The 21,089-nt window shown below is 49.9% G+C and carries 15 protein-coding genes; 11 read left to right on the forward strand and 4 right to left on the reverse strand.

Annotated elements, in window-relative coordinates; all coding sequences use genetic code 11:
- Positions 1 to 11: 11 nt before the first annotated feature.
- The 3 genes from E5355_RS00415 (at position 12) to E5355_RS00425 (ending at position 5,779) form a co-directional block, all read left to right on the forward strand.
- A complete protein-coding gene (locus tag E5355_RS00415) occupies positions 12 to 1,628 on the forward strand; it encodes a RagB/SusD family nutrient uptake outer membrane protein (protein ID WP_057281930.1) in 1,617 nt (538 codons plus the stop codon).
- 220 nt (positions 1,629 to 1,848) lie between these two features.
- Positions 1,849 to 4,731: a chondroitinase family polysaccharide lyase gene (locus E5355_RS00420; protein ID WP_136008710.1), complete on the forward strand. Its 2,883-nt coding sequence runs from the start codon at positions 1,849 to 1,851 to the stop codon at positions 4,729 to 4,731.
- A 97-nt stretch (positions 4,732 to 4,828) separates the two neighbouring features.
- A complete protein-coding gene (locus tag E5355_RS00425) occupies positions 4,829 to 5,779 on the forward strand; it encodes a tRNA-dihydrouridine synthase family protein (RefSeq protein ID WP_136008711.1) in 951 nt (316 codons plus the stop codon).
- Positions 5,780 to 5,844: 65 nt separating this feature from the next.
- Here E5355_RS00425 and E5355_RS00430 read toward each other — a convergent pair whose 3' ends face one another.
- The 4 genes from E5355_RS00430 to E5355_RS00445 all read right to left on the reverse strand — a co-directional run bounded on the left by E5355_RS00430 (position 5,845) and on the right by E5355_RS00445 (position 12,456).
- Positions 5,845 to 7,197, reverse strand: coding sequence for a sulfatase (locus tag E5355_RS00430; protein WP_369904470.1), 1,353 nt, complete (start codon positions 7,195 to 7,197; stop codon positions 5,845 to 5,847).
- Between the two features lie 42 nt (positions 7,198 to 7,239).
- Positions 7,240 to 10,326: a chondroitinase family polysaccharide lyase gene (locus E5355_RS00435; RefSeq protein ID WP_136008712.1), complete on the reverse strand. Its 3,087-nt coding sequence runs from the start codon at positions 10,324 to 10,326 to the stop codon at positions 7,240 to 7,242.
- Between the two features lie 179 nt (positions 10,327 to 10,505).
- On the reverse strand, positions 10,506 to 11,018 hold the full coding sequence (locus E5355_RS00440) for a DUF4348 domain-containing protein (protein ID WP_136008713.1): 513 nt from the start codon (positions 11,016 to 11,018) through the stop codon (positions 10,506 to 10,508).
- 163 nt (positions 11,019 to 11,181) lie between these two features.
- The gene (locus E5355_RS00445) at positions 11,182 to 12,456 is read right to left on the reverse strand and encodes a DUF2851 family protein (RefSeq protein WP_136008714.1); all 1,275 of its coding nucleotides are present in this window, start codon (positions 12,454 to 12,456) and stop codon (positions 11,182 to 11,184) included.
- Between the two features lie 207 nt (positions 12,457 to 12,663).
- On the opposite strand from E5355_RS00445, the gene E5355_RS00450 reads away from it, so the two are divergent.
- The 8 genes from E5355_RS00450 (at position 12,664) to E5355_RS00485 (ending at position 21,069) form a co-directional block, all read left to right on the forward strand.
- Complete coding sequence (locus E5355_RS00450) at positions 12,664 to 13,896, forward strand: site-specific integrase (protein ID WP_057281928.1); 1,233 nt, start codon at positions 12,664 to 12,666, stop codon at positions 13,894 to 13,896.
- Between the two features lie 2 nt (positions 13,897 to 13,898).
- Entirely contained in the window at positions 13,899 to 14,303 is a 405-nt protein-coding gene (locus E5355_RS00455; RefSeq protein ID WP_057281875.1) for a hypothetical protein, read from the forward strand.
- A gap of 257 nt (positions 14,304 to 14,560) precedes the next feature.
- Complete coding sequence (locus E5355_RS00460) at positions 14,561 to 14,914, forward strand: helix-turn-helix domain-containing protein (RefSeq protein ID WP_057281874.1); 354 nt, start codon at positions 14,561 to 14,563, stop codon at positions 14,912 to 14,914.
- Positions 14,904 to 15,980 (forward strand): AAA family ATPase, encoded by a 1,077-nt coding sequence (locus tag E5355_RS00465; RefSeq protein ID WP_057281873.1) that lies wholly within the window; start codon positions 14,904 to 14,906, stop codon positions 15,978 to 15,980. Before E5355_RS00460 ends, E5355_RS00465 begins: the two co-directional genes overlap by 11 nt.
- Before the next feature lie 209 nt (positions 15,981 to 16,189).
- The gene (locus tag E5355_RS00470) at positions 16,190 to 17,152 is read left to right on the forward strand and encodes a toprim domain-containing protein (protein ID WP_057281872.1); all 963 of its coding nucleotides are present in this window, start codon (positions 16,190 to 16,192) and stop codon (positions 17,150 to 17,152) included.
- A gap of 187 nt (positions 17,153 to 17,339) precedes the next feature.
- Positions 17,340 to 18,707 (forward strand): MobV family relaxase, encoded by a 1,368-nt coding sequence (gene mobV / locus E5355_RS00475; protein ID WP_057281871.1) that lies wholly within the window; start codon positions 17,340 to 17,342, stop codon positions 18,705 to 18,707.
- Positions 18,708 to 19,203: 496 nt separating this feature from the next.
- Complete coding sequence (locus E5355_RS00480; protein WP_057281870.1) at positions 19,204 to 20,328, forward strand: SH3 domain-containing protein; 1,125 nt, start codon at positions 19,204 to 19,206, stop codon at positions 20,326 to 20,328.
- Positions 20,329 to 20,340: 12 nt separating this feature from the next.
- Complete coding sequence (locus E5355_RS00485; RefSeq protein ID WP_057281869.1) at positions 20,341 to 21,069, forward strand: zinc ribbon domain-containing protein; 729 nt, start codon at positions 20,341 to 20,343, stop codon at positions 21,067 to 21,069.
- Positions 21,070 to 21,089: the final 20 nt, after the last annotated feature.

Below are 21,089 nucleotides of genomic sequence, written 5' to 3' on the forward strand. Positions count from 1 at the left end.
CAAAAACAATGATGAAAAAGTTCTATAATATATTCAAAAAAGCCCTTGTCCTCATAGGAGTAGTCTCTATGACTTCATGTGACTTCTTAGGAACCGAACCATACGATTTCGTTTCACCAACCACATTCTATAGAAACGAGTCTGAATGTACCATGGCACTTGCCGCAGTATATTACCCAATGGCAACCGCCAACTTATATGGTAATTTCTATTCCACAGAAATGACCAATATAGATGACCTGAGCTACTATACGCGCAACAGCAACTTTTCCGGTAAGCTATGGGCAAACGACTATACCAGCACCACTCAAGAAATATGGAATATCTGGGAAGCACTATACACCGGCATTAAAAACGCCAATGGTTTGCTTGAGAACATAGACAAGGCAGAAATGAGTCAAATCGCCAAAGATAGAATCAAAGGGGAAGCTAAGTTCCTCCGTGCTTACTATCACTTCTTACTTGTACAGGCTTTCTATGAGGTGCCTATCCGCAAACAATCTTTAGATGACATCAATGCCGCCAGTATGCCTGCCACCTCCAATGCGGAAGCATTAGACTGGATTATCAAAGAAATGGAAGATTGCATTCCCTTGGTTGACAAAAAAGAATATGACAAAAGCCCATCCCACGTGAAAGAAACTTCTGTATATGGCATCCTAGCACGCGTATGCTTATGGAGAGCAGGAAAACCTTCCGACGGTGGAGAAGCCTATTATAAAAAAGCGGCTCAATATGCCAATGAAGTCTACAAATCCAAGAAACATGACTTAAACCCTGATGTGTACGCCATGTGGAAGTGTATGGCAACAGATAAATATGACACTGAATATAACGAATCCATCTGGGAAGTAGAATTTATAGGTACTCGCCTTGACAATAATTATACCGAAAGCCGTATTGGTAATACCATCGGTAACGCCCAAAGAAATGGTAACGCCACGGGTAAAGGTTATACCTATGCTTTCTATGCAGGTACATTAGTCCTTTGGGATTTATTTGAAAAGAACAGTACAGACAAACGTCGTGACCTTTCCATGGCACCTTATTACTTGAATGCGAAAGACGTGCAAGTAAAATGGAAAGACCATGAAATCACCATGCGCCGTTGTGGTAAGTTCCGCCGTGAGTGGGAAACAGCCGAAAACAAGAACAAGAACTGGACTCCCGAGAATTATCCGATTCTGCGCTATGCCGACGTATTGCTAATGCTGGCCGAAGCCGAAAATGAAGTGAACAAGCAACCTACGGACCTGGCTTATACAGCAATAAATCTTGTACGCAAGCGCGCCGGCATTCCGGAACTCAAAAACTTGTCATACGACCAGTTCCAACAAGAATTACGTGATGAACGCGCCCGCGAACTTTGCTTCGAGTCCATACGTAAGTTCGATTTGGTACGTTGGGGAATTTACTTGGAAAGAATGCAGAATACACTGGGTACGGCAGCAGCCGACAAACGCTGGAACTCACAGAGTGAAAATGAAGCCAAGGCCGACAAGACCGGTGGCAAATATGACTTCGCCGCTACTGTAGCAGCCAAAACAGAAGAAAAACATCAGTTCTATCCCATTCCCAACAAAGAACTGTCCGTGAATACTAAACTAAAACAGAACAAATGGTGGTAATAAAACCGCAAGACTTCTAACCTTATTATCTCTATATCACAAATAATCAAATAGACCTTAATTAATTTTATTTGTGCAGAGGAGGGTAATCGAGAGATTACTCTCCTCATTTTAATGAATGATTTTACCACTTGTTTTGTACAATCCACACATCTTATGAAAACAATATTCCGTAATTTTGTAACACAATCAATTAATTACCTTATTTAACCTGATAGTTATGACACGAAAGTTTTTTCAGTTGCTATTTATTTTGACCTATCTTAGTTCATCCGCTTTTGCACAATTCGTAAGTTTCGAAGAAGAAATCCCCTGTAACTTCAAAAGTTCCGATAAACAAGAGTTGGCGTTATCATCATCATACTATAAAGAAGGAAGCAAGAGCCTGGAGTGGAAATTCTCTCCTAACAGCATATTGGACATTCCATCCGAATCTGTTTTTACCCTGGAGGGCGACAATGGAATCACTCTGTGGATATACAATGAAAAGCCTCAGCAAGACTCCCTGCGTTTTGAATTTTACTCTCCCAACGGACATGTTTCCCATCACTTCGGATTCCGACTATACGCTGCCGGATGGCGCGCCTGCTGGATAAGCTTCAAGCACATGCAAGGAGACAAACAAGATAAGAAAATTGCCGGTTACCGTATCATTGCCCCCAACCGCACCGGACGAGTCTTTATAGACCGACTGACCTTCCCGGTAAAAAAAATCAATGACCGTACTACCCCCGATTTGCAGATGCCGACCAATAACTCGCTGACCTATCGCGACCTGTGGCATTGGTGCCGCGTCTGGCAATGGGAACAATATCAATACGACCTACCTCTGAGCGAATCGTTAACCACCGACGAGAAACAAGAACTGGCCACTATAGAAGCACGGCTGACCGCAATACTCGACACCCCAAAAGCACCTAAAAAAGGAATATCAAAAGCCTACAGCACATTCAAGGCGGCCAATATCCGTCCATCCAGTAACGGTTTCACCGGTGCTCCCGTTGTAGCACCCGATGAACTAAACCGTCGAAAAGGCGAACTCTCTTGGAACAATCTGGAAGATATGCTCTCGGGGTTTGCATACGATGCTTACTACAACCATTCTGCCCAATCGGCAAAGAATTACTTCCTCGTTTGGGACTACGCTATCAACCAAGGTTTCGCTTTTGGCAGTGGCATGGGCACCAACCATCACTACGGTTATCAGGTACGAAAAATATATACTACGGCATGGCTGATGCGCGACGCTATCTGGAAAGCTCCCAATAGGGATAATATTCTCTCAGCACTTATCTTCTGGTCAGCATTACAAGAAACAAGGATACCTTTCCAATACGGACGGGACGAATTACTGGATAGCTGGCACACCCTGCTGATGGCAAAAACCGTATCTGCACTCTTGTTTGTGGACGAAAGGGAAAGAGCACGGGCCCTTGCCGGACTCTCCAGATGGCTGAGTGGTTCCTTGCAATACAGTCCGGGAACCATTGGCGGTATCAAGGTAGACGGAACAACCTTCCACCACGGAGGATTCTATCCTGCCTATACCACCGGAGTGCTCGCCATAGTAGGGCAGTTCATAGCACTCACCAGCCATACCCGGTACGTGCCTACCATGGAAGCACGCCAGGTGCTGAAATCCGCATTCATATCTATGCGCAATTATTGCAACATCTATGAATGGGGTATCGGTATCAGCGGAAGACACCCTTTCGGAGGTTCCATGAAAGAAAATGACGTAGCTGCCTTTGCCTATCTTGCCCTTGCCGGAGATTTATCAGGAGAAAGCAATACCTTCGACCACCACTTAGCAGCAGACTATATGCGGCTTTGCAACAATGATACTCCCGAAGCCATCTATTTCAGAAAAGAAGGAATTACCCCCGCAAAAGCTCCGCAAGGCTTTTTTGTATACAATTATGGTTCGGCAGGCATTTTCCGCCGAAACGACTGGATGGTAACCTTGAAAGGCTATACTACCGATGTATGGGGATCCGAAATATATAGGAAAGATAATCGTTACGGACGTTACCAAAGTTATGGTTCCGTCCAAATCATGGGTTATCCGTCGCGCAAAGCCAGCGGTTTCGATGAAAACGGATGGGACTGGAACCGTCTGCCCGGAACCACCACAATACATTTACCGTTCGACTTACTAGACAGTCCTCTGCCCGGTACCACCATGGCACATTCCAAAGAGAACTTCTCCGGCAGCAGTTCCCTTGAAGGTAAGAACGGTATGTTTGCCATGAAGCTGATGGAACGTAACTTGAAAAACTTCACACCCGATTTCGTTGCCCGCAAATCTGTGTTCTGTTTCAATAACCGTATGATATGTCTGGGTACGGGTATCAGCAATAGCAATGCTTCTTTCCCAACGGAAACAACGCTCTTTCAAAGTACCTTCCAAAAGGGGAAAAGCGACATCTATGTAGACGGCAAACTAAAGGACGTGCCTTTCCACCAAGAATTAAACGATGGCAAACGTCATTGCATCCAAGATGGATATAACAATTACTATCTGGTGAATGGAGATAACGTGCAGATACAGATTGCCCGGCAAGACTCCCACCATGAAAAAAACCGTGCCAAGACACAAGGAACTTTTGCTTCTGCCTATATCAATCATGGGGCAGCGCCACAAAATGCCGGATACGAATATATGGTATTGATACAGCCCAGTCCAAAAGAACTGGATGCCGCCCGACGGAAAGCACCTTACCAGATACTCCACAAAGACAGTATCGCCCATGTGGTTATCGATAAACAGACAGGTATCACTGCATACGCAGCTTTTGAAACTTATCTTCCCCAAAAAGACGAACTATTCCTTTCCATCCCTGCAGAAACGATGGTAATGCAAAAGCAATCTGGTTCCAACCTCTTGCTCAGCGTATGCGACCCCAATTTGAATATCTCTGAAAAGGCTTTTACCACCAAAGAGCCAAGCCGCCCCATTGAGAAGAAGTTGATACTGAAAGGTCAATGGAAATGTAAAACACTGCAGGAGGACGTAACCGTAGAAGTAGGACAAACAGAAACAGTACTCACCGTGACTTGCAGACACGGGCAGCCTATAGAATTTATCCTGCTGAACAAATAGTTAGCAAGCGATAAAAAGCCGGAGAAAGCAGTGGGGAAAATATAAAATTTCGGCAAAGCAAGTGCTGTTTCGCAAGAAAACATGTATCTTTGCCGATATGAACGAAAACAGATTACCCATCTACTTCGCCCCACTGCAAGGCTACACTGATTCGGCCTACCGCTTGGCACATGCCCGAATCTTCGGAGGTATCAACACCTACTATTCTCCGTTTGTACGTGTGGAACACGGCGAAATCCGTCGCAAGGACATACGCGAAATCCATCCCGACAACAACGGGGAAATGCACTTCATTCCGCAACTCATAGCCCCGACTCCCGATAAATTAGAGCAGATAATGGCCCTTTTCATCGAATACGGCTATCGGGAAGCCGACATCAACCTTGGCTGTCCGTTTCCCATGTTGGTCAAGCGGCACAACGGAGCAGGTATGTTGCCCCACCCCAAGGAGGTAGAGGCGCTGCTGAAAACCGCTGTAGAGAAGTTCCCGGAAATCCGCTTTTCAGTAAAACTGCGATTGGGATGGGAACATGCGGACGAGTGCCTCGCCCTGCTCCCTCTACTGAACGAACTGCCACTTTCACATGTCACTCTCCATCCGCGCTTAGGCATCCAGCAGTATAAAGGTACTGTTGACTGGAATGGCTTTGAAGCCTTCTACAAGGGATGTGACAAACCACTGTTGTACAACGGTGACATACACACGCCAGATGACATCGAAAGCATAGTCGCCCGCTTTCCCCGATTGGTTGGTGTTGTCATAGGACGTGGATTGCTCGCCAACCCTGCTTTGGCCTGGGAGTACCAGCAAGGACATCCTCTTTCTTCCGATGAAATGGCAAAAAAAGTGAGACTACTACACAACGAAGTGTTCAATGCCTACAAGGAACGCCTACAAGGTGGTGACCTACAACTGCTGACAAAAATGAAAAGTTTTTGGGAATACCTGCTTCCCAATGCCGACCGGAAAGCAAAGAAAATCATCCATAAGACAACGAAGCTAAGCAACTACGAAGTAGCCGTCGCTCGACTGTTTGCAGAACTTTGAGAAACCGATTTTGAGCTTACCGAAGTTTCACAAGCGATGCAAACAGTTACAAAATGGAAAGAACATTACTCTGGGATTAGATGTACCTCAGGCCGTATCTGCGCCACACGATGCCGTCTCATCCATTCGCCCAAATAGGCGCGATGCTGCTGCAACACTTCCCGATAATTCTTTTCAAGAGCCAAGTTACGCATCTCTCCGCGGTCGTCCTCCATGTTATAAAGCTGTTCACGATAGTTTCCTTTATCATACAACACATATTTATAACGCGGAGTACGCAAAGCCCAACCACGGGTAATACCTTTGTCGAAGGTGGTTTCTATGACCACATAAGGTTGGTGTGCCTGTTCTGGGTCGGCACTCTCAACCAAGGATTTAAAAGAAACGCCATACAAACCTCCGGGCAGAGGAATGTCTGCCCAGTCGCATACGGAAGCAAAGAAGTCAACACCTGCATTGACGAGCTGCGGCATCTCTTTTCCGGCATTCTTCTTTCCGGGTAGAGTCACTATCAGAGGGATGTTCACCACTTCTTCGTAAAGAGCAGACTTCTGATTCCATTGATGTGCTCCCACACCGTCACCGTGGTCGCTCGTGAAGATAATTACCGTGTTCTTCCATAGATTCCGCCGATCAATGATGTCGACAATCTTTCCGATTTCAGCATCCACTTTTTCTACCAAACGGAAATAAAGACTGCGATAGCGACGCCAGTCATCCGGGGAATAATGACGCGTGGGATAGGTCGAATAGTTCAGCGATTGTTCATAGGTTATCACATCGGCATCGTAAGGATGGCGGGAAAAGTTCAAGGGCAATCCAGGCCATTCGTCTTGAGAAAGTTCAGGCAAATTGCCGTATGGCAGATTCTGCCCACGTGCATATTCACAGATATTGTGGGGATTATCGAAGCCAACTACAAGAAAGAAGGGCCGGGTGTGTTCCCGTTCAAGAAAGGCAACGGAAGCCTCAGCCAATCCGTGGTCGGTGTGCGGATGAAGGACAGAAAAACCAAACTCCCGATCCGGTATGGAAGCGGTATGTACATGCCACTTTCCGGCATATGCGCATTCATATCCGGCATGCTGCATCAGAACTCCCAAGGTCGTTGCCCGCAAGGAATCGGGCATAGGCACATTGTTTCTCGCAAGACCTATTTCATGGGATGTGTGTCCCGTAAACATGGATGCCCTAGAAGGACCGCTCAAGGGAGCAGAGCAATAAGCATTGGTAAACAAGACACCCGCCTGCGCCAAACGGTCTATATTCGGGGTATGCACATCCGTATTTCCCACACAGCTCATGGCAGAAGCCGTTTGCTGATCGGTCACAATATAGATAATATTCGGCAACTCCTTGGCTCCCGACAAAACTGGAACAAAAGCTGTGGTACAAAATAGTACGTCTTTGAATTTCATCATGGTACAAATTTATCGGATTTAAAAATCGATTTCTAAGGTTCACCTTTTCAATTCCACGTCAAGGCTCACTGCATCGCGACAGGTAAAACGAAGTACTGTCTGCTTCCGGTCGGCCACCACCACTTGACAATATGGAGTTTCGGTCACTCTCCACAAACCTTTCAGCGTAATGGTCACGGGAATTTCACCACTGACATTTTTTATCCACGGGCGTGAATAGATACTGCGCTCAATACGTTTTCCGTCTTTGTCGAAAGCCTCGTCGCTCGGGCCACGATACAAGGCCAGGTCGGGCTGGGAGACAGTCAGCAGAAGCTTGTCCTCATATTCGCGTATCATGACAAGGCACGATGTATCGGCTTTCTGCAACAATCCGCCGTCGGGTAGCGCCTGCGGGGTCTCGAACAGGACGTAAGAAGTAAGACCGTCGACCGGAGAAGACACAATGTGGGCGTTGCGGTCTTGCCGCAGAATCTTGTAAGTGGGTTTCTTGGCAAATGCCTTCAAAGCGGCGGCATCCGTGTGGGGCAGCACGGCATATTCGTAGGAAGCACCCTTCGGGGCTTTGCCATGTTGCAGCGTCAGGGATATCCAGTCGCCGGAAGTAGGCTCGGTGCTGCGCTCGCCCACGGTCACTTGCGGGAAGTTCTTCTCGTAACGGGCATCCGGGCGTGAGGCTTTGGAGATGTAATAGCCCACGCCGTTGGGGTCGATATAGGTCTGTCCGTCACTCTGATAAGCTTCCCAGTACCGGCGGGTTTCGGGAGTGGTGGCGGCAAGCTGGAACACGGTGGTTTCCGTCGGATACTCGTCATTCAGGTTCTCGATGTCCGTACCGAGGCATACAATGGTGCCGCCGAAGAAGTGGAAAGACTTGCGGGCACGGTGCGAGCCGTTGTACTTGTCATGTTCGTGCAGTACCATACCGAAGTTACCGTTCTGATGTGCTTGGGACAAACCGCCGGCGAAAGTCTCATCGGAATAGAGCATCTCCTCCATGCCGGAGAAGGTATCGACATTCAAGACCCGGGCACGCAAATGGTCGAAAGGCAGATGAATACTCGTGACCCCCGGAATACGATTCCAGTCGAAGCCTGCCTCCTGCCAGCCACTGGTGGCAAAAGTAACCGTTTCATCGGGTTTTCCGGTAAGAATCTGCATGCTGCCATGCGCCAGATAACGGCCATAGAAGTTGGCGGGGAGATAGTGTTCGGCAGCCCAGAGGTAACGGGAATGTCCGCGTACTACGACAGCCCAGTTGTCGCGGCGCTGCACGGATACACAACCATAGCCCAAAGCCAGATTGCCTTGCGGAACCGGTTCGGGGCGGAAGCCTTGGGTTTCGAGCAGCTTCTTCATCTCCAGCTCGTGGCGGGTAGAAGCCTTCGGCAGATAGTCGGGCGCATTCTTGTCCGGAGCTTCCGTATGGGCAACCAGACGCAGATAGGCTGCGGCCATTTCGGGGTCGTATTTCTGCTTGCCGTCCGGCGTACCGGCAATGGCCATCGTGGCATATTGGATAGGTATCAGACTTCCTCCCCCGTTGGGATGGCGGCCCGACATGGAGAGCGGCCATTGCTTGAGGTTGCAATAGAAACGCATGGCGAGAAGCACTTTCTTCACCGTCTCGTGCGCCTGCCGGGACAGACGGAACTCCGTACCGCTCAGCAAGTAAATCATATTGGTGGCACCGTCCAGACCGCCCACCGCATAAGCGGGATAATTGTTGCAATGATGGAAGCAGGCACCGTCCGACTTGAAAGAACCGGCCAGTCCCGGCGCAGGAAGGCAGCCTTTGTTCAGCCAGCGGGAGAAGGAACGAAGGTATTGCAGTTTCTCCGGCGTATCCTCCATAATCAGAATGCTGGCTACGCGCCCTTGCAACTTGGTGTTGAACGTATCTATATCAATACCGTTGACGGCAGGTTCGGGATATACCTCATTGGTGATGGCATACCAGTTGAGCGTACGTACCGCCTCTTCCAGCTTACCTGCCTCACGCAACACGTCCTTCATCAGGAAATAAGCCACAAAAAGGCCGCGCATACTATATCCGTAATGGTGGATATTTCCCCAGCAACTGCCGTAGGCAATGCCCTGGTCGGTGGCGTTATCGTACATGGCGATGAATTTCTGCTTCAACTCGTGTCTCAGCACCGCATCCTGCGTATTGTTATAAGCAGTGGCAATGCGTTTCATCAGATTGAAGTAGTCGCTTATCTCCACCCCCAGTCTGGAGAACATATCTTTGTCCCAATCGGGTATGATACGTTCGTAAGCCTCGGACTGACGTACGAAATAGATAGGACGTCCCGCCACTTTTCCGTTCTTATAGGTAATCCGGTAAAAATCATACTTCTTGCGAATGGACTGCATCTCCTTGTCCGAAAGCGCGGAAGGCGTGTAGAGCATGTCGCGGAAACGCTTCTCCATAACCCGTATATCCTGCTTCTGCGCCTCGGTCACGTCTGTCAAGGGGATGTCCGGTTTCCACAAGGAGTGTTCGTAGATAACCAGCCAGTGGTTGGTGGTTCCCTTATTTACGAACGGCACCTGCAAGTCGGCAGTCTGCTGGCGGGCATCTACCTTGCCGGCAGTAATCAGATGGTCGAAAAAGAGCTTCCCCTTCACGTCGAGGGCTACAATGCGGATTTCGTCCATCCCTTCTTCCGGGGTGCCTTGCATATCGCGTTCATAACATACCCATGCTCCGCGCCAACCGGTAAAGTTGATGCCAAAAGGAAAAGAGGTGCATACCTTGCCATCCTTCAGGAACTCGAACTGAATCTGCTTGTCCTGGGCCTGCTCATTGTACACCCATACGATGAAAGCCGAAAGATAGGTGTCTTTCCCCGTCGGATCTTTCTTCTCAAACTTCAAGTCTTTCTTGATGGACAGTGCGGCACCCGGCTCGAAAGTCCAGCTCAAGCTGTGGTCGCCGTCCCTATAATGTTCATCGCTAATGCCCAACTGCGAACCGGCTGCCGTAGTGACAAACGCCGGAACCAGCTTCTCCTCAAAAGAAAGCAAACGCTCATTCTTCACGATTTGTGCATGTACACTGCCCGGCAGCCACATGCAAACGAGCGCTGCCGCTCCCATTTTCCATTTACTGAATTGCATCATGTCCGTTTATTTAAGGTTATTGATATTCACCGCTTGAAAATCGGCAAAAGAAGTCGTAACCGCATATTTCAATGTATTAGTACGGTACAAAGAAACCCCTCTTTTTGGAAAAAGAGGGGCATAAATCGTACAGAAGAAGGATAAAATAATGATTGAGGCGAATTTCTGCCCCTACTTTCTCAAGGATGAAGTTCTTCGAAAGCCTTGTTTTCTTCTTGCACCGCCTGAATGGTTTCTTCCAGTTCACTGACGGGGAGGTCGAAGTTGTACCAGTCGTTATAGCAGTCGGTGACGTACCACTTGCCGTCTGCCAGTTCAAAGACCACACGAAGGGAAGGTTCCGATTCATCATAGCCTGCTTCGAACTCCTTATGGGCAGGTTCATTGACTGTGAAACGAGATATATAGGTGCCTCCCTCCTCTTCGGCAATATGCCCTTCCTTCAGCGTTTCTTCGTCCAGCAATGCCCACTTCTCGCGGGTGAAGGGAAAAGTCTGTTCCGTCTCACCGTCATCCTTCAAAAGGACGATGGAAGACTTCAAAGGAAACTTGATTCGGGAATACTGGAATGAGGCACTGGACGTGAATTTCCTGAGAAATGTCTTGAAATCCTCCTCTTCGGCAGCCAGACCATTGGGAATGGTCAGCATAAGTGCCGCAAACAGACAAAGAACAAAGCGGATAGCCTTCATATACTCGGATTATTTTTCAAGGCGCAAAGATAATGATAAAAATCTAATGTGCTAATGTGCCAATGTGCTAATATGCCAATAACCTGCGGTGTAAAGACATAACAGAAACACAGCGCAGCACATTAGCACATTGGCACATTACCCATATTAGCACATTAAACCATCATCTACGCCGCAAATACTCGTAACCGAACCGGCAGCACAGGCAGTCCTTCTTGTCGCAATACTCCTTTTGAAGTTGGAGCAATGCCTGCGAATCGGCAGCGGTAGATACCGGCAGGCCGGCACCGTCCCACAGACGGGTCACGTGGTTGTTCTCAGCCTTCAAGGATTCAAGGAAACGGGTGGCACGGTCACACAAAGCGTCATCGGCCTTGTGCATGCCGTATGCATAAAGAAACGGAATAACCGTATTGATGGCTATCAGATTCAAGGCGCCGTCCCCTACCCGCTTTTCCCTCCGGGGTGAAACCTTTCTGAAGTTGAAGTGCTCCTCCCAATATACGGAAGTATCGGCAGCCAGTATCTTCTTCACTGCTTCCGGCGTTTCAGCTTCCATGACGCGCGAGAAGAGTGCCCGCTCCTTGTGATACAGCTTGGCAAGCTGGGCCAGACGTACATGCGGAAAGTTATCGGGACGAAGACGCAGAAACCGCCACTGTTCAACAGACATAGGAGCTGCCAGCCCGAACTTGTGCTGCAGGTAGCGGAACTCTTTCTGAAGTTTCAAATAGTAATCATCCATCCCTGCCGAGTCTTCCTCCAGCAGTCCTGCCTGCCCCAGGAAGAAAGCCTCCACCTGAAGCAGACTGTCCCGATGCTTGTCTACGGCGCGGAACGGAAGACGGTTTGCCCATGCCTCGAAAGCGTCTCCATTCAGCCCGAAACCGAAGTTACGGGCAAGAGTAATGAAAAAAACATCTTCCCAATGATGATTACAGCGTTCGAGCCGACAGGATATGGCGCGTGCCTTCTGCCCGAAGCGCTCCACCTGCAAGGCGGACAGCCAGGAATGGACGGTGAGCTTCGGAAGGGATGCAAGGATGGAGTAGCAGGGAGGATAAATCTCCGTCTGACGGAGCTCTTCATAACGCCGGCTGACAGTTTCGGGACAAGCGAGCACCATTTGAGGAATCAATTCACCGTTCGTGCGATACACATCACAATTAGATTCGCCCACTACGTGCAGAATGACGTTATCATATGCCTTGTCGCGGTCGTGTCTATGGAGCAACCAGTCTGATGCCCGTGTATGCACTTCAACGTTGCCCACCCAGAGCGTACCGTCTATTTTCAGCTTGGCATTAAAGAAGTCGGGGCCTGCATTGATGTTCGGCAAACCGGGATCTATCACTTCTACCGGCTGTCCGGAAGTTGTTTGGAGTGCCGACAAAGGAAATATTTTGTGCTTCCAAACGTAATGCAGTAGTTGTTCCATGTTAACAAGACGTTAAAACAAGCCCATTTTTATTTATTTTCCACTATTTGACTGATATACGCAAATCGCTGTATTATAGCGTATTTTGGCAAATTTTCTCTCCAAATAATTTGCATCGTTTTCCGATAATCTCTATTTTTGTATGCAAATCGTATGCACGTATATTTGCATACAGACCAAGTAGAGAACCATCAAAAACGGCAGATTATGTACAAGTATTCAAAGGACGGCATTTCGGTGCTGTCGGTGCTGGACGCACGCAGGGCGAAGAAAAGCGGCTTGTTCCCCGTGAAGATACAAGTCATACACAACCGCAGGCAGAAATACTATTCCACGGGACAGGAGCTGTCAAAGGAGGATTGGGCGAACCTTGCGGAAAGCAAGAGCCGCAGGCTCACGGAGGCACGCTCGAACATAGAGAACAGCTTCTCAATCATCAAGGGGCAGGTAGAGGCACTCGCCGAACGTGGCGATTTCGCTTTCGACCTGCTGAGTGTCCGGCTGGGCAGATGCTCCACCGCGACGGTGAACGCCGCGATAAAGGCAAAAATAGAGGAACTGAGGCTCAACGGGCAGGCGGGCACGTACCGCAGCTATCATGCACTGCTGACGGCGGTGGAGGAGTTCGCAGGGAAAGACATTCCGTTTTCTGCCGTCACGGTGGACTGGCTGAACCGCTGCGGAAGATTCTGGACGGGCCAAAAGAAAAGCAAGTCCACGCTCAGCGTCTATTTCAAGATGCTCAAGGCGATAATGAACCGGGCAAAGGCGGACGGCATAATAAAGGAGGCGCACTTCCCGTTCGGCAGGAACAGGTTCGAGATACCCTCAGCCGAGGGCAGGAAGCTGGCACTCACGCTGGAACAGATAAAGAGGCTCGTCACCTATACCGACGGGAGGGAGGAAACCGAGCTTTACCGAGACATGTGGTTCTTCTCCTACCTCTGCAACGGCATCAACTTCCGGGACATGCTCTATCTTACTTACGGGAACATCGTGGGCGGTGAAATCTGTTTTGTCAGGGCAAAGACGATGAACACTTCCAAGCAAGTGCGTACCATACGTGCGGTGCTCACTCCCGAGATGCGGAAAATCATGGACCGCTGGGGCAACCCCGATGACGGCAACCCCGGCACGCTCATCTTCAAGTTCGCCACGGGGAAGGAGGACGGCTTCGCCACCAAGCACCTTGTCGATACGGTCATACAGAAATGCAACAAGGTATTGGGCAGGATAGCCGAGGCGGTGGGTCTGCCACCCGTGACCACGTATTCGGCCCGGCACTCGTTCGCCACCGTGCTCAAGCGCAGCGGGACGAACATCTCCTACATATCCGAAAGTCTGGGGCACTCCAACCTTGTCATAACGGAGAACTACCTTGCTAGTTTCGAGCGGGACGAACGGATGAGGAACGCGCAGTTACTTACCAAATTCGACTGACCATGCCAAGAAAGAAGACCAGAGAGATAAAGATACGGCACCTCAAATGTTTCGGTGCCATATGGGAGGAGCTTTCCGGACATCCCGGGCTTGCCGGATATGAGATAACGGAGGCCGTGATACGCGTGCAGGAGCGGGTACGGCCCACCATAAACAATGTGGAGGCGGTCATCGAACGCATAAGGTTCAGCCACGCCACCCGCAAGTACAGGTACCCCGCCATCCTCGGCAGGGAGATGATAGGCCAGAGCGTACTGGCAAAGATGGCGGGCGTGAGCCGCCAGACCATAGCCCGGTGGGAAGAGCTGGGCTTCATATCGCGCTCCGACATCGGGATACCGGGAGAGAAATATTTCGTAATAGAAGAAGTCATTTCCCAACTCGGAAAGTTAAAGGGTGTGAAATAAAGGTACATTCCGAATCACTTGACATATGTGTGCAAAACGGTGCCATTGGAGGATTATGTCCGCCTATTGCACCGTTTCTCTTTTTACCCGCCCCACGCAGTGTCACCAAAAGTCATGAAACGTCCATAAAAGTCATATCCGTGTTAAGTTATTTGCGGTTTGATATTCGCTTTCCTTTATTCTTCCTTTGCGCCACAACCGGTTGGAACGGCTGTGACGACAGCCATAGTACAAACACCCAAAAAGAAAGGAAGAACATGAACCAGATCATTCTTACCACGCCCGAGGAACTCCGGGCAATCGTGAGCGAGAGCGTCTCGCAGACACTGGCGGGGCTGACCCTGCCGAAGAACGAACCCGACAACCTCACGCCGGATGCGGCTGTGGGGGTGCTCGAACAGCACGGGTTCCTGATTTCAAAGGCCCGCCTCTACAAGCTGACCGCCAAAGGGGACGTGCCGTTCCGCAAGTACGGGAACAAGCTGCTGTTCTCCCGCAGGGAACTGCTGTCATGGGCCGAAAGCCTCGCAAGACGTGTGAACGACAAGGGTGAGGCGGCACTCGCCATCGCCAGAAGCGCAAACCGAAAGCTCCGCAGCCATGGAAAGTAGCGAACGCATGGAGGAGGTGACCCGTGAGAACGCTATCATCATCTGGCAGGCCTCACGGCTGAGCATCGGCATGAAATGTGAGAAGGCCCCCGAGATACTGAAGGCGAACGGAACTGTCGTCGGCACACTGGGCAATTTCAGCGCGTCCATCGGCAAGGCGAAAAGCAAGAAGACGTTCAACGTCTCCGCCATCGTCGCGGCGGCGCTGAAGAACGGCACGGTACTGCTGTACTCGGCGGAACTGCCCAAGGACAAGCGGAAAATCCTCTATGTCGATACCGAGCAAAGCCCCTATCATTGTCTCAAGGTGATGGAACGCATCCTGCGCATGGCGGGACTGCCGACCGACCGGGACAGCGAGCACCTCGAATTTCTCGCCCTTCGCAAGTACACCCCGAAAGAACGCATCGCGGCTGTGGAGCAGGCCATCTACAACACCCCGGAACTGGGGCTTGTCGTGATAGACGGCATCCGCGACATGGTGTACGACATCAACAGCCCCGGCGAATCCACACGCATCATCTCCAAGCTGATGCAGTGGACGGACGACCGCCAGATACACATCCACACGATACTGCACCAGAACAAGGGCGACGAGAATGCAAGAGGACATATCGGTACGGAACTGAACAACAAAGCGGAAACCGTCCTGCTCGTGGAGAAGGACAAGAACGACTGCGACATCAGCCGGGTGTCGGCCATGCACATCCGGGCGATGGACTTCGAGCCGTTCGCCTTCCGCATCAATGACAGGGCACTTCCCGAACTGGTGGAGAACTATGCCCCGCAGGAGAGGAAGGCCGGAAGACCGCAGCAGGAGCCGTTCGACGCGTACAGGCACATCACGGAGCAGCAGCACCGCATCGCGCTGGAGGCGGCATTCGCACTGAAAAGCGAATACGGCTACAAGGAGCTGGAGGACGCGCTGATAAATGCCTATGCCGCCGTCGGCGTGAAGTTGAACCACCATAAGGCGGTATCACTCATCACCACGCTGCGCAACAAGCGGATGATAGTGCAGGAGAACGGCAGGAAATACACCTTCATGCCCGATTTCCATTATTAAACCGGCTGCGGAAAAACGCTTCACTTTATTCACGGTGCCTATATATAAGGGAAAAGCGAAGCGGTACGAGGACATCACGCAACCGCTTCACTTAATATCCGTATCCTATATATACGAGCATTTAAGTGAAGCCATGTATATGCCGTACCTTATATAAGAAGGTGCGGGCGAAAAAACAAAAACAGTCATTCATTCAAACACTCACACGTATGGACATTCAGACAGCGAAACAAATCAGCATAGCCGAATACCTGCACAGTCTGGGGTGCTCACCCGTAAGACGGCAGGGCGGCAACCTATGGTACAAGTCACCGCTGAGGGAGGAAACCGAGGCCTCGTTCAAGGTGAACACCGGGAAAAACCTCTGGTATGACTTTGCCACCGGGAAAGGCGGCAACATCATCGCACTGGCGGCGGAACTCTACGCATCCGACCATGTGCCCTACCTTCTGGAAATGATAGCAAGGCAGGCACCGCACGTGCGCCCCGTCTCCTTCTCTTTTGGCGGGCAGACATTATCACAACCAAGCTTCCGGCAGTTGGAAGTAATGCCGCTTTCTTCCCCCGCCTTATTCTCCTATCTGCGGGAAAGGGGGATAAATACGGAACTGGCAAAAAGAGAATGCAGGGAGGTGCACTATCTGACCGACGGCAAACCCTACTTTGCCGTCGGTTTTCCCAACCGTTCGGGAGGCTACGAGATACGCAACAAGTTCTTCAAGGGCTGCATAGCCCCGAAAGACATCACCCACATACGGCAAACGGAACCGGGGGAAACCTGCTGCCTCTTCGAAGGTTTCATGGACTACCTATCCTTCCTCACGCTGCGGCAGGAGAGGCATCCCGACCGCCCCGCCCTTGACGGACAGGACTGTATTGTGCTGAACTCGGTTTCCAACCTTTCCAAAGCCCTGCGGCCGCTGGGGGATTATGAGCGGATACACTGCTTCCTTGACAACGACCGCGCCGGGCTGGAAGCCCTGCGCGAAATCCAAAGAGAGTACGGTTTGCGTGTCCGCGACGCGTCACATGTGTACAGCGGGTACAAGGACCTGAACGACTACCTGAACGGAAAAAAGTTGTCACAGCAGGCGAACCCGGTACGGCAGGCAAAGCAAGTACAGTGGGTGCAGCAGCCTGGCAAGAAAAAGGGGAAAGGCATCGGAATGTAACTGCACGCATCCCGCAGGCTTTTTGCACAGTGAAAAGCCATAGCTCAATAGGGCGTTTTCTTCACGCAGCGCAAGCGCAGCTAAAAACGCCCTATTGAGGCGAGGGGCCGGCCCCTCTGCACACCCCGTTCGCCGTGAGGCATATCCGCACGGCAGGCGGAATTGTCAAACTTAAAAAGACTTTACAATGGGATATTTCTCACTCGATTTCAGAAAAGCGAAGGGGGCATCCGACAGCCGGATGTCCGACCATATCGAGCGCAGGGTGATAGCACCGAACGTCGACCCTACGCGCACGCACCTGAACCGCGAGCTCGTCCGGATGCCCGAAGGCATCAGGGAGCGTGACGATGCGATTGCCGCCCGCATCAGTAGTGCGGGCATCAGAAGGAAAATCACCCACGACCAGGTACGCGCCATCCGTGTCATGCTCTCAGGAACACATGAGGACATGATGGAAATAGAGAAAGCCGGAAGACTGGACGACTGGTGCCGAGACAGCATGGACTGGCTGTACAGGACCTTCGGGCAGGAGAACGTGGTCTCGGCGGTGCTGCACATGGACGAGCACACGCCGCACATACACGCCACGCTCGTACCGATAGTGACGGGAGAGCGCAGGAAGGCGGGGCAGAAGAAGCCGCAGGAGGGAGGGCGAACCTACCGCAAGAAGGCGAATGCCGCCCGGCTGTGTGCCGACGACGTGCTGAACCGCACCAGACTGATTGCCTACCACGACGACTATGCCAGAGTCATGGTGAAATACGGCCTGCAACGCGGGATAAGAGGTTCGGAAGCCCGGCATGTCTCCACCGCCCAGTATTACCGCGATTTGAGGCGGCAGACGGACGAACTGGAAGAGAACGTGCGACAACTCCAAACCGAGCAGGAAGAGGCGGAAAAACGGCTGGAAACGGCCAGAAAGGAAATCAACACGCAAAAGTTGGAGGCGGTCAAGATGGAGGCAAAGACCGCCATCATAGCGAAGATGGGTTCTCTTTTGGGCAGTGGGAAAATCAAGGAGCTGGAGGCGGACAACCGCAGCTTGCAAAACGAAATAGCTGCCCGTGAAGAGAGCATAGAGGACTTGCAGGCCAGTCTGCAACGGCAGCGGGCACAGCACGGCAGGGAACTTGCCACGGTGCAGACCGACTACATCCAAAAACTGGAAAGGGAAAAGGAGCGGACCGCATATCTGCAAAAATGGACGGAGCGTGCGTGCGGCTGGTTTCCTCTTTTCGCCGACGCGATGCGCATGGAGAGGTACTGCCGTTCGGCAGGCTTCACGCCCGAGCAGACGGACCGGCTTTTCACGTTCCAGCCGTTGGAGTACAGCGGGAACCTTTACTCCGAGGAACACAAGAGAGCCCTCTCCGTGACAGGTGCCACTGCGCAGATGGGAATAGAGCAGGGAGAGAGAGGGAAACGCTTTGTCCTGCGCATCAACGGGAAGAACATCCTCGACTGGTTCAGAGAGCAGTTCGAGAGGCTGCTCCGACGGATACGGCCAACGATACAGCAACCGCAACGGAAAAACAAGGGATTCAAACTGTAATGATTATAAATACTTATGTGCCAACATAAAAAATGTAGGAAATATTATTGCGCTTCCTGCATTTTTCATATTTTTGCATTTGAAGAGAGGAAACTCCCTTCAAGACATTTTAGAATTTGAAGAAGCGTTATGCTTATCTTGTGGTTGGGAACCTAGGAAATTCGCAATTGTACACAAGGATAGCATAGTGGTTCTCACGCATATAGCGTGGGCTGCTATAACCATATCCGTGTACAAGGTTTTCCTAGGACCTCCAACCAGAACGTGGCATTGCAGTCTCACGCTTTTATGTTGAATGGCCCCCGGAGAGGCTGAGGGAGGTAAATTTATTTGAAATATTATGAATGTGCGTCACCTATTTATTTTATGCGGTACGTTTTTGTTATTCGTGGCCTGCAAAGACTCTCCTAAGCAAAAATCTCCCTCTTTTTCAAAGAATCCAAACCACTCGTATGTAATTGCAATAAAGTCGGACATTAGTGTCAAAAAGGAACCGATGGAAGGCAAGCTGGTAGGGCTTATTGAACGTGGAGAAATGTGCGAACTGGTAGATTCGGTCAACGGATGGTATAAAGTGCGGCTACGTACAGGTGAAGAGGGCTATGTCAACAGCGAATTCTCCAAAGTGCTATCCCATGATTCTATTCCGAAGGAGGCTTTTGAATCGTACTTCCCTTTGGCAGAGCCTAGAGTTCAATATGGCGACCTGTCCTTCAGGGTAGATGGAAATAATGTATTTATGGCGAGAGCCTACAATTCCGTGCCAGAAGATGGAGACCTTTGGAAATCGGTTTACCAAGGAGCAACAATCTATTATGGAAAGATAGAAGGAAACCGACTGGTCTTCACACGTAGCTTGTCACGCTTTGATTTGACTTTGGACTCCCTTGCTCCATCAGAGCTGGAGGAAATAGAACCTTACACTGCGTATTATTCACCCGTAGAAAGAGGATTTATTTTTGAAGGGGCACTGTTCAAGGCTGTAGATTTGGATGAAGACTCAAATACGGTTTCCGTTATTGAAGATACTGGAGTTCCTCATCCATTGTCGGCACGCAAAGGTCTCTGTATATATGGGAATGTAGAAAGTGTGACTGATAGTGAAGGGAAAACCACTCGGTTTGACAAGGTTGGGAATATACTGGAAATCAGTAAAGGGGAAGAATATTCTCTGATTTATAAGTACAATGACAACCGTACAGAATACAGCCGAAGCGATTGGGGCTCTTACACCATCACATACAGCGACCATAAGCGGAGCGATATGAGTAAAAATGAATCCGATATGGAAGGTTCTGTAGAATATCTTTTTGACGAGCAGGACAGAATCATAGAACGTAAAAATCAGGTAAGAATGACTTACCTCACAGAAACATACACTTACACCGGAACGAACCTTCTTCCCGACAGCAGAAATTCGCACGATTACGATGAAACAGGAGATTATCTTACTGCAGATAGGTATGAGTATCTGGAAGTGGACAAGCATGGGAATTGGTTAAAGCGGAAAGTTGTCCGTACCAATAAGGTGACAGAGTATGTTGATGGAGGTGAGGATATTGTTAAAACCGAAACCGAGCCGGAGCGTATCGAGACACAAACTATAAAGTATTTCAACTAAAAACAACTGCTTATGACTGCTAAAATAAAATTCAAGTGTACTTCTTGCCACCATGTATTTACACATGATGCTTATCAAAAGGAATGTTTCTGTCCGAAATGTGGCAATATCAGTGAACGTTGTCCGGAAGAGGAACAGACTGCTCTCTGTAGTGAATGCGGAACCGAAATTCCTGCTGGAGCAACATCGTGCCCCACATGCGGATGTCCCATATCTGCCACGAAAAATCGTCATTGCCATGAATGTGGTGCTGAGCTGGCTGATTCCGTACACGTTTGTCCGCAATGCGGATGCCCCGTTGTGCCAGCCGCACCGATTGCCGTTTCACCTATCCCTCCGGTATCCATTACACAGACAACATCTCCTATAGAGGTTGAAGAGCAGGAACTTTCCCTTCCCCCAAGGAGCAGGGCTTTATATTGGTTTATTGGTGGTATTGTATTGGTGCTGTTAGTAAGTTTCGGCATATTTTATTATACGACCGATTATTTTAAGGATAAGAACACTACATTGGAATCTGTCGTAGGTACTTCGCAACAAGTGGTGATTGATGGTGTCAACCTACGTTTACGGTATGCACCATCGCCGGATGCAGAAACATACAAGTGGGCTGACGGAACCAACCGCCACCCAGAGAAAGGTGAACGGTTCCCTTATTTAGGAGAAGTAGGAGGCTTTTATAAGATTGATTATAAGGGGCTTGTACTGTACGTTTCCAAACAACATACTCACCTAGAATAGTTTTTTTATTTATTAACGCT

Origin of the sequence: Bacteroides muris (ex Afrizal et al. 2022), assembly GCF_004793475.1 — a bacterium.
Classification (GTDB): domain Bacteria; phylum Bacteroidota; class Bacteroidia; order Bacteroidales; family Bacteroidaceae; genus Bacteroides; species Bacteroides muris.

Coding starts and splice junctions, on each gene's coding strand:
- E5355_RS00420 (WP_136008710.1), top strand. CDS start 1,849: ATGACACGAAAGTTTTTTCAGTTGCTATTTATTTTGACCTATCTTAGT.
- E5355_RS00435 (WP_136008712.1), bottom strand. CDS start 10,326: ATGATGCAATTCAGTAAATGGAAAATGGGAGCGGCAGCGCTCGTTTGC.
- E5355_RS00465 (WP_057281873.1), top strand. CDS start 14,904: ATGGAAAGTAGCGAACGCATGGAGGAGGTGACCCGTGAGAACGCTATC.
- E5355_RS00430 (WP_369904470.1), bottom strand. CDS start 7,197: ATGAAATTCAAAGACGTACTATTTTGTACCACAGCTTTTGTTCCAGTT.
- mobV (WP_057281871.1), top strand. CDS start 17,340: ATGGGATATTTCTCACTCGATTTCAGAAAAGCGAAGGGGGCATCCGAC.
- E5355_RS00455 (WP_057281875.1), top strand. CDS start 13,899: ATGCCAAGAAAGAAGACCAGAGAGATAAAGATACGGCACCTCAAATGT.
- E5355_RS00480 (WP_057281870.1), top strand. CDS start 19,204: ATGGAAGGCAAGCTGGTAGGGCTTATTGAACGTGGAGAAATGTGCGAA.
- E5355_RS00415 (WP_057281930.1), top strand. CDS start 12: ATGAAAAAGTTCTATAATATATTCAAAAAAGCCCTTGTCCTCATAGGA.
- E5355_RS00450 (WP_057281928.1), top strand. CDS start 12,664: ATGTACAAGTATTCAAAGGACGGCATTTCGGTGCTGTCGGTGCTGGAC.
- E5355_RS00440 (WP_136008713.1), bottom strand. CDS start 11,018: ATGAAGGCTATCCGCTTTGTTCTTTGTCTGTTTGCGGCACTTATGCTG.
- E5355_RS00425 (WP_136008711.1), top strand. CDS start 4,829: ATGAACGAAAACAGATTACCCATCTACTTCGCCCCACTGCAAGGCTAC.
- E5355_RS00460 (WP_057281874.1), top strand. CDS start 14,561: ATGAACCAGATCATTCTTACCACGCCCGAGGAACTCCGGGCAATCGTG.
- E5355_RS00470 (WP_057281872.1), top strand. CDS start 16,190: ATGGACATTCAGACAGCGAAACAAATCAGCATAGCCGAATACCTGCAC.
- E5355_RS00445 (WP_136008714.1), bottom strand. CDS start 12,456: ATGGAACAACTACTGCATTACGTTTGGAAGCACAAAATATTTCCTTTG.
- E5355_RS00485 (WP_057281869.1), top strand. CDS start 20,341: ATGACTGCTAAAATAAAATTCAAGTGTACTTCTTGCCACCATGTATTT.